Raw genomic sequence first — 10,010 nt, 5'->3', positions numbered from 1 at the left:
ACTTTTGTAAGCTGTATTAACAGTACTTTTTACAAAATTATAAAGCATTTAAATATTAGAAGTCCTCTTAATAAAAACATTTTTAAAATTAATGAAAAGATATTTTAAAATATTGAATGTATATGCTATAAAATATATAATTTTGTAATTCTTAAAAAATCGTAAAGAGAAATTGAATTTTATGAAAACTAAAAGTTTAATAATTGCAAGTCTTATTGGTTTAACTATTATTTCAGGCATAGTGCTTAAAAATAGTTTTATAAATACCAATCAAACAAATATTAATAACAAAGGACAATCCATTAGTGATGCTATCAAATATAGCCAAACACTAAAGGCTGATTTAAACACCGGAGAAATAAATCCTGAATATGTTTTAAAAGCAAGAAAGGATTTAAGCCTAATGAAGCAATACCGTAGTGGTCTTAACCTTGACTGGGAAATAAAAGGTCCTGATAACATTGGCGGTAGAACCAGAACATTAGTAATTGATAAAGACAATACAAAAATCTTATATACTGGGGGTGTATCAGGAGGTTTTTACAAATCCATAAATGGTGGACAGTCTTGGCAAAGAAAAGAATATGAGGCAAATTTAGGTGGATTAGTAATTTCCTCAATAGCCCAAGCTTCTGATGGCACTTTATATTTTGGAACAGGAGAACTATATTTCAATCTTATGAGTGGCTCAGGTGGAAATATGAGGTCAGGTAGCATGGGTGGAGGTATTTACAAGTCAACTGACAAAGGAGAAACATGGGATTTCCTTAATTCAACAGATGCATCAAAACCAGGCAACACTGAATGGGAAAATATTCAAGATATTGTTTGTGGCAATGGAGATGTTGTTTATGCAGGATCTTCACAAGGACTTATGAAATCAACAGATGGAGGTGATAATTGGACAAGATTAGCACTACCTGATGGATATTCATCAGCAGTAATATTTGATATTGAAAAAAACGGTAACACAATGTTCGTTGCTGCTTATAGAAGTCACAGATGTAAAATATATAAATCAACAGATGAAGAAAATTTCTCTCTCGTTGGCGATGGTATAATTTCAACAAATCAAGCACGAGTTTCTATTACAATTTCACAATCTAATCCTGATTATGTTTATGTTGTAGGAGCATCAAATGGTGCAGGCGGTTATCAAACTTATGCAATGGAAGGAATTTACAAGTCAACAGACAATGGAGAAAATTGGGTAAAAATTGTAAATGGAAATTCCGAAGCGGAAGTTTTCGGACGATTTGGTCATTACCAAGGACAATATGATCAATGCATAGCTGTTGACCCCACTGATGAAAATAGAATATTTGTTGGTGGTGTTGATATGTACACTCTAAATGATGGAATGTGGTACAAATCAGCAAGTACATCAGAATTTAATGATAATGACAAAAAAATAAAAAATCCATATTATGTTCATGCAGATAAACATAATATATTTTTTGACACAAAGTCAACACCAAATAAAATGTACATTGTTACTGATGGTGGTATTTATTTTTCAACCAATTTTACAAATAAATATCCTACTTATGGTTCATTGAATGTCAATTATATTACCACGCAATTTTACGCTGTTGCTGCACATACAGATGGCTCAATTATAGGTGGAACACAAGACAATGGAAGTATCAGAATTGAAAAAGACGGACTTACAGGAATCTCAGGAAAAGAGATACTCGGGGGTGATGGTTTTTACACCGAAATATCAAAATATAATAGTAGTGTTTGTTTTTATGAATCACAATATGGTGACATAAACAGGTCTCAAAATAAAGGAAAAGATGATGATAATGACTTTATGGATGATATTGATATTATGACATCACATTACAATTTCAACACTCCATTTAGATTGTGGGAAGATACAATACATTATGACACATTTGGAACTTCTTATGATACCACAGTTTTTTATTCAAAATTCTTTGTTGCTGCTTACGATAACAATGTTAACAAAAATGGTGTATGGATGACAGAAAATGCTACTGATTTTAAAATCGATACTATAAAATGGTTTCATATTTCAGAAGGCATGGGAGGTTTTGAACCACAATGCTTAGAATATACTCCTGACGGAAATACAATTTTTATTGGTGGAAATGTTGGTAGTACAGGAAGACTTTACAGAATTACAGGAATAAAAGGTGTAAAATATGAGTTTGATGCAGGAGGAAATTTTGACCCTACCGCTAAAGGAATAACAACAGAACTTGTTGGGAGTTGGTCAAACAGAACAGTAACAGGATTGGGCATTTCTCCTTCATATCCAAACACAGTAGTTGCAACCTTAGGTAACTATGTTAGTAGCAGTTATGATCATGTTTACCTATCAAACAATGCTCTTGATAGTGCTTCAAAGGTAAGTTTTGTTTCAATACAGGGTAACCTTCCATATTTCCCTGTCTATGATGCGGCAATAAATTCATTTACAACTAACCAAGATACAATAATAATTGCAACTGATTATGGTATTTTTGCAACTGTAAATGGTGGTAACACATGGTCAGAAGAAAACAATGGAATGGACAGAAGCCCCGTTTACATGCTCCGACAAGTATTGTATCAATACAGTTGGGGTGCAGAATATATGTTTTATGCAGCAACTCACGGAATGGGAATTTATGGAACACAAACTCTTGCACCAGATATAGGTGTTAATAAAAACATATATATTTCAAAAGCTACAATGACTGTTTATCCTAACCCTGCAATAAATCACACAAACTTGATAATAAAATCAGACAAAGTTCAAAATGTAAAAACATATATTTACAACATCAATGGACAAATAGTAAAAAGCTTTAACATAAAATTATCGAATACAGAAAATAATATAAGAATTAACACAAGCTCACTAAGAAAAGGTACTTATATTGTTAAAACTGTTGGAGAGAACATTGATTTAACAAGTAAATTTATTGTAATAAAATAATTGTTTGAAACTAAAACATTAAAAAAAGCTCCGATTTATTGGGGCTTTTTTTTTACACCTCATCCTGGCCTTCTTCAAGGAGAAGGAGTTGGTTCTCTGCTATTTAGATTTATTTCAGTTCTGATGAGATTTTTACTTTTTGGAAATGAACTGATGCCTTTGCATCAGTGATTTGAGAAAAATAAAAATATTGCAAAAGGAATCATTTTGAATTTTGTAGAGTTCTCTAAGAGGCACTAAATAATTTCTTCCAAAGTAAGGTTCACTTCATATTCCTTATCTTCTCTTTTAAATTCCAACTTCACCTTTTCTCCGGCTTTGTTTAGAATTTCTTTTAATTCATTTAATTTGTACTTACTAACATCCTCAGCATTTATTCTCAAAAGCTGATCATTCGCTTTGATTCCTGCATTGTATCCAACAGTGTTTTCATAAACTTTACTAACAAAAACACTATCAAAACTCAAATTTGATTTTAAAGAAATACCTGTACAATTAACAATAGGTTTATCATTAAAATATTTGCTTGGTTTAAAATATATTTTTCTTGAAGGAAGGTCATAAATTGTATTAAATCGTTTTAAAAATCCATTACCAAGTAGTCCTGTATAACCCATCTTCCCTAAAAATCCCGAATATGAAGTTCCAAGAGAAACGGCAGTACTATTAAAGGTATAATCGGCAAAAGTAAAAGTTTTAAGTCTTCCCGTATGTGTTTGATGTCTTCCTGTAGTGGACACATTCCCTGAATGGAAGTTTTTACCAATTCTATCATATAATCCATTTTCAGTAGCTACTAAAGTATTCATTATAACTGTAGTATTAGCACCAAAATCAAGAACAAAATTCCCTGTTAACTCAAAGCTATCCTGAAAAACAGATTTACAGTTATTTAAAACAGGTAATTTATCACTGGCAAAAAGAGGTTTTTGAGTATAATCACTTACATCTGTTTCCAGTGTTTTACTTAATTTTATAATTTGCTTATCGTAATTTATTTCACAAACATATTTATTTAAAATCTCATAACCAACAAGTCCATCAATCTGAGTACCCAGCATTTTTGTTTGTGCACTAAGATCAATCGCACCACCTTGAATACTATCAATTGTAAAATCTCCAAGAGAAACACTTAAATAATTATAAATAGGAACATATTTACTTGAAGCCATTCCAAGCAACTCTTTAGTATCAACATTTTTGAGTTTTAGTTTTTTTACCAATTTTGGATCTAAGGTCATACTTTCTTCCCCAGAATCAAAAATAAACTTAGCATCAACAGTTTTATTAATTTTTACATCCAAAATAATAATTCCATCAATTAGTTCAAATGGAATTGTTTCAACCATTTTTACTTCTTCAACATTTTTTTTGGATTTGCATCCTATTATACCTATTGACATTAGTGCTATAAAAATCAGAAGTGTAAAAACCGATAATACTTTTCTTAAACTTTTCATAATTTATACAATATTTAAAATTATCATTTTTTTCTTTTTAAATCAACAGTTCAAAAGTAGCAACATTTTAATTCAAAGGCAAAACATCTTTAAAATATATATTATTCATGCATTAAATTACATCTCAAGCATCAAATTACATCCTCTAATATCGGAGTTATCAATTCTTCCTAACACTTTAAATGTATTATTTTCTTGCAATACACCAATATCACTTGTTTCAATAAATGCACAAGAAGCAATATTAGCAAGATCAATAACATTTATACCACCACTTTTATTTGCCTCAAGCATTTCGAAAGGATCATAAATATTGCGAATAAGAATTTTTTTCCATGGAGGGCTTTTAAAAATCCCTTTGCCCATTGAATAGGATTGAGAAAGTAATTCTGTCATTCCATATTCCGATTGAATTTCTTTTTTGTTAAAACTTTTACATAAAATTTTATGCAATTCTTCTCGGGGCAACTCCTTTCCCCTTCCCTTCATTCCACCTGTTTCCATCACAACGGAATTGTGCATATCAACATTATATTTTTGAGCAAACTCAAGCAATGCAAAGCTTACACCTAATAAAAATATTTTCTTTTTTCCTTTTGATAATGAATTTATTAAAGAATACAAATCCTTATAATTATATAAATAAAAACCACTACGATTATCATTTGAAGCTTTTATTAGTTCTTTTACCATAAATATTAAAGAAGAGTTTTTACTTTCAAGATAAGAAGGTAATAAAGCAAGAATTATATAATCATTGATGTTCCCAAAAAACAGCTCAAAACTTTTGTGCAAACTTTTTTTATAAATTTCTACATCAGAGATAAAATGTTTTGAAGGATTTAAATTTGATGTGCCACTACTTTCAAAAATAGTTTGATAATCTACTCCTTCACATAAAATTTTATGTTCTTTAAAAAATTGTACAGGCAAAAATGGAATATCTTCAATTCTTTTGATATCAGCAGGATTGAGGCATAAATATTGAATGTATCGTTTGTAAATTTTATTGGTTTCAGCCTGAAATTTGAATAATTCCAAAGCTAATTCATTAAAATTTTTAATATTCTCAAAAAATATCTTATTTTTATAATCTTTTAAAAAGTCCATAGGTTCGATTATGAAGTTCAAATTTAAAAAACTAAGTCTGATTATCATGAGTTTTTTGCTAATGATTTCATTTTTTAATTGTTCGGATAAAATGGAATTTGATATTGTACCATTAATTGAGTTTCAAGAGTACAAAATATATTCAGATAATTCGGGTTTAGACACAGCAATAATTCTTACAATTTCATTTCAAGATGGTGATGGAGATATTGGACTTTCACAAAGTGATACATTAGCTCCTTTTAATTCCGGCAGTGAATATTATTCAAATATGATAGTTGAATATTACGAATATAATTATACCGACAGTCAATACACTAAAGTAACGCCCAATCCATTTTCCGATGACACCATTAGTTATGAATACAGATTGCCAATTGAAATTTCACCAAACAAAAACAACAAAGCAATTAAAGGCAAAATCGACCTTACGATAAATGATATTCTTGCGAAAAGTAATCCTATAAAATTTAAAATTTACATTTACGACAGGGAGCTACACAAAAGCAATATTGTTGAAAGCCCTGCAATTAATTATTATCCTTAATTATGAAAAAAAAAGAATTAACAAAACAAATTAGAGAAAAGAAATCATACTTATGTATTGGATTAGATACTGATTTAAAACGAATCCCTTCGCAATTTTTGAAAACAGATGATCCGATTTTTGAATTTAACAAAGTAATAATTGATAATACAAAAGATCTTTGTGTAGCCTACAAAATGAACATTGCTTTTTACGAATCACTTGGGTACAAAGGTTGGCAATCTCTTCAAAAAACCGTAGAATACATTCCCGATAATATTTTTACAATTGCTGATGCAAAAAGAGGTGATATTGGAAATACATCAAAACAATACGCTAAAACATTTTTCGAAACTTATGATTTTGATGCAATTACCGTTTCACCTTATATGGGTGAAGATTCCATTTCTCCATTTCTTGAATTTGATAATAAATGGGTAATTATTTTAGGAGTAACATCCAACAAAGGCTCTAATGATTTTCAGATGTTGAAAACAGATGGCAAATATATTTATGAAAAAGTTTTAGAAACATCTGCAAAATGGGGAAGTGATGAAAATATTATGTTTGTTGCAGGTGCTACTCATCCTGAATTATTTTCTGAAATAAGGAAAATAGTTCCCGACAACTTTTTATTAATTCCCGGTGTTGGTGCTCAAGGTGGTGATCTTGAAAAAATATCCAAATATGCATTAAACAAAGATGTTGGAGTATTAGTAAATGTTTCGCGTGGAATTATTTTTCCAAAAGATGAAAATGATTTTCCAAATAACGTTAGGAAAAGTGCAGAATTCTATCAAAATGAAATGAAAAAATATATTTAAGGGGACTTGAGAAAAAGTAATAAAGTAAATTTCTATTCGGTATAAAGGCAAAAATAAAAGCAATTTTTAAGTTTAAAAAGTCATAAAATAATTATGAAAGAAGAACTACTACATTTTATTTGGAAATATCAATTATTGGATATTAATAATTTAAAAACAAAAGAAAAGGAAAATATTCAAATTATAGATCAAGGCACTCATAATCAAAATGCAGGACCTGATTTTTTAAATGCTAAAGTAAAAATTGACAACACATTATGGGCAGGAAACATTGAAATTCACATAAATGCATCAGATTGGTTTGCACACAAACATCAACTCAACAAAGGCTATCAGAATGTTATACTTCATGTTGTATTTAACGACAACCTTAGCGAACAAAATAAAATACGATTAAACATTCCCGTATTGGAAATCTCAAATATTATTGACATAAATTTAATAGAAAAATATGAAGAAATGATAAGGAGTAAACTATGGATACCTTGTTATAATTCAATTAATAAAGTAACTAAAATTACAAAAACAAGCTGGCTAAACAGACTAATAATTGATAGACTTGAAAACAGATATGAAGAAATCCTTGCAATTGTAGAAAAAAATAATAATGACTGGCTTGAAAGCTTTTATCAATATCTCGTAAAAAGATTTGGATTTAAAACAAATAGTGAAGCAATGCTACAAATGGCAGAAGCAACACCCCTCAAAATATTATCAAAGCACAAAAATGAATTATTTCAAGTAGAAGCACTACTTTATGGACAAGCAGGAATGCTTACAAATTATTTTACCGACAGCTATCCAAGAAAACTTTTTAAAGAATATTCATTTCTAAAATCAAAATATCAGCTACAAAATATTTCGTCAACAAATTGGAAATACAGCAGATTGCGACCCCCAAATTTTCCAACAATAAGAATTGCACAATTTTCAAATTTACTTTTTCATTCAAACAAACTTTTTTCTAAAATTATTGAAGCAGAAAAATTATCGGATATTTTTGATTTTTTCAATAAAGTAAAAGTTTCTTCTTACTGGCAATATCATTATCAATTCGAAAAGTTTTCAAAGCGTAAATCCGCTAAAAAACTTGGAAAGAAATCTATAGAAAATATTATTATCAACACAATAATCCCATTTCTTTTTGTTTATGGAAAAGAGAAAAACAAAGAAGATATTATAAATCGCTCAATTGCATTTCTTGAAGAGCTACCTGCAGAAAAAAACAGTATTTTAGATAATTGGGAAAAGCTTGGCTTTGAGAATAATAATGCGGCTATTTCCCAAGCACTTCTTCAATTAAAAAAGGAATTTTGCAACAAGAAAAAATGTCTTGAATGTGGAATTGGAACCTCCATTTTAAAATGATAAAAAGCAAAGCAAAAGCCATACTCTACTGAAATTTTTGCATAGTAATACTGCCAATTTGCCACTGTAAATATCGGCATTGAAATTGAATAAAAGGGTCAGAGAAAAAATAATTGTTTATGAAAGAAATCAATTCACACAAGGAGTTATTAGACAACATTAAAAGCATTGACAGGTCATTTTTATTACTTTACAAAAAAGGCTCTGAGCAAAGTGAATGTTCAATAAAAAACATTAACGAAGCAATAAAAGAAAATAGTGATGTAAAACTTTTTACTGCTGATGTTTCAAAAGTGAGAGATATTCATGGAGAATATAATGTAAAAACAGCTCCTTCACTTTTAGAATTTGAAAAAGAAAATTTCAAAAATATTTCAAAGGGATGTAACAACCCCAAATTTTATAATTCAATTTTTGAAAATATCTATTTTACACAAACAGAAGGAGAAGAAAAACCACAAAAAAGAGTAACGGTTTATTCAACACCAACTTGTACTTATTGTGGTACTCTAAAATCTTATTTACGAAAAAACAAAATACGCTTTACCGATATTGATGTTTCCAAAGATCAAAATGCCGCAAAAGATATGGTAAACAGAAGCGGGCAACAAGGCGTACCACAAACAGATATTAATGGACAAATAATTGTTGGTTTTGACAAAAGTAAAATTAACACTCTTTTAGAAATAAATGCATAATTTTTTAATATATAAAACAAAATAAAAATGAAAGAATTACAACCTTTAAATCAAAACGTTTTACTTGATATTACAGAAGATAATACAGAACAAAAAACAAAAAGCGGAATTATTATTCCCGATACTGCAAAAGAAAAACCACAGTTTGCAAAAGTTGTGGCAATAGGAAATGTAGAAGATGCTGAAATATCCATAGGTGATACAGTCTTTTATAAAAACTATGCAGGCACTGAAATAGAATATGATGGAAACAAATATCTTTCTATTCCTTACACTGAGTTATTAGCAAAAATAGTTGAGACTGAAGAAATATAAAATTTCTAAAAAATAATTTTATCCAATTTGACTATCATTCATATTGGATTTTAAAAGAGAAAAAGTAAGATATATAATTTTACTTTTTCTTTTTTTTTATTATTTATTATAAATATGCTTTTTTGCAACTCATAAAAAAAAGAACTAATGCACAAAAGCTCAGCATACTTTCTATTTAGTGTCTTTAAGAAAACTCTGCAAAATTTGATAGTTTTCTTAGAGGCACTATTTACATTCAAAAAATCAAGATAATATTTTTTTCATTTGTAATTACCTTTACAAATCCATATATTTGCAATAGGAATATAATCCTAAACTGTAAAACAAAACACGTTTTTCATAAATGTTTTAATATTATGAATAAATCTGATGTAATAATAGCACACCCTGGCGAAGAAAAATTAGAATCGTTAAAAGCATTTCTAAATGCTTTGAAAATAAAATTTGAAATTGCTAATAAAAAACCATATAATGAGGATTTTATAAAAACAATTCAACAAGGTGATGAAGACATCAAAAACAATAAAGGGAAAAAAATAACGATTGAGCAGATTGATGATTTATGGAAATAATTTTATTACCCGAAGCTGAAAAACATCTTGCTTTTTGGAAAAAAACAGGAAATAAAAAAAATCTCAAAAAGATTTCTACGCTATTAAAATCCCAACACATCAAAATAAGATTTAGTCAATTTGGCATTTCATATAACAATTCATAAATTTGCAAAATATTATAAATTTAAAAACATATTTAAAAATG

9 protein-coding genes are annotated in these 10,010 nt (G+C 28.8%); 7 read left to right on the top strand and 2 right to left on the bottom strand.

Annotated elements, in window-relative coordinates; all coding sequences use genetic code 11:
• The first annotated feature begins 181 nt into the window (after window positions 1-181).
• Window positions 182-2,950 carry a T9SS type A sorting domain-containing protein gene (locus tag U9R42_06750; protein ID MEA3495717.1) on the top strand — a complete coding sequence of 923 codons (2,769 nt, stop codon included), beginning with the start codon at window positions 182-184 and terminating at the stop codon, window positions 2,948-2,950.
• 236 nt (window positions 2,951-3,186) lie between these two features.
• Here the strand turns inward: U9R42_06750 and U9R42_06745 are convergent, their stop codons facing one another.
• Both U9R42_06745 and U9R42_06740 read right to left on the bottom strand, forming a co-directional pair.
• Window positions 3,187-4,410, bottom strand: coding sequence for an aspartyl protease family protein (locus U9R42_06745; GenBank protein ID MEA3495716.1), 1,224 nt, complete (start codon window positions 4,408-4,410; stop codon window positions 3,187-3,189).
• 117 nt (window positions 4,411-4,527) lie between these two features.
• Window positions 4,528-5,520 carry an acyl transferase gene (locus U9R42_06740; GenBank protein MEA3495715.1) on the bottom strand — a complete coding sequence of 331 codons (993 nt, stop codon included), beginning with the start codon at window positions 5,518-5,520 and terminating at the stop codon, window positions 4,528-4,530.
• A gap of 10 nt (window positions 5,521-5,530) precedes the next feature.
• On the opposite strand from U9R42_06740, the gene U9R42_06735 reads away from it, so the two are divergent.
• The 6 genes from U9R42_06735 (at window position 5,531) to U9R42_06710 (ending at window position 9,823) form a co-directional block, all read left to right on the top strand.
• On the top strand, window positions 5,531-6,067 hold the full coding sequence (locus tag U9R42_06735) for a hypothetical protein (protein ID MEA3495714.1): 537 nt from the start codon (window positions 5,531-5,533) through the stop codon (window positions 6,065-6,067).
• 2 nt (window positions 6,068-6,069) lie between these two features.
• Window positions 6,070-6,870 (top strand): orotidine-5'-phosphate decarboxylase, encoded by an 801-nt coding sequence (gene pyrF, locus U9R42_06730; GenBank protein ID MEA3495713.1) that lies wholly within the window; start codon window positions 6,070-6,072, stop codon window positions 6,868-6,870.
• A 93-nt stretch (window positions 6,871-6,963) separates the two neighbouring features.
• Window positions 6,964-8,238 (top strand): DUF2851 family protein, encoded by a 1,275-nt coding sequence (locus tag U9R42_06725; GenBank protein ID MEA3495712.1) that lies wholly within the window; start codon window positions 6,964-6,966, stop codon window positions 8,236-8,238.
• A gap of 119 nt (window positions 8,239-8,357) precedes the next feature.
• On the top strand, window positions 8,358-8,936 hold the full coding sequence (locus U9R42_06720; GenBank protein MEA3495711.1) for a glutaredoxin domain-containing protein: 579 nt from the start codon (window positions 8,358-8,360) through the stop codon (window positions 8,934-8,936).
• A 27-nt stretch (window positions 8,937-8,963) separates the two neighbouring features.
• The gene (locus U9R42_06715) at window positions 8,964-9,251 is read left to right on the top strand and encodes a co-chaperone GroES (protein ID MEA3495710.1); all 288 of its coding nucleotides are present in this window, start codon (window positions 8,964-8,966) and stop codon (window positions 9,249-9,251) included.
• Window positions 9,252-9,607: 356 nt separating this feature from the next.
• Window positions 9,608-9,823: a hypothetical protein gene (locus U9R42_06710; GenBank protein ID MEA3495709.1), complete on the top strand. Its 216-nt coding sequence runs from the start codon at window positions 9,608-9,610 to the stop codon at window positions 9,821-9,823.
• Window positions 9,824-10,010 lie beyond the last annotated feature (187 nt).

This window comes from Bacteroidota bacterium, from assembly GCA_034723125.1.
Taxonomy (GTDB): domain Bacteria; phylum Bacteroidota; class Bacteroidia; order CAILMK01; family JAAYUY01; genus JAYEOP01.
This window is presented reverse-complemented; position numbering and strand designations above follow the sequence as displayed.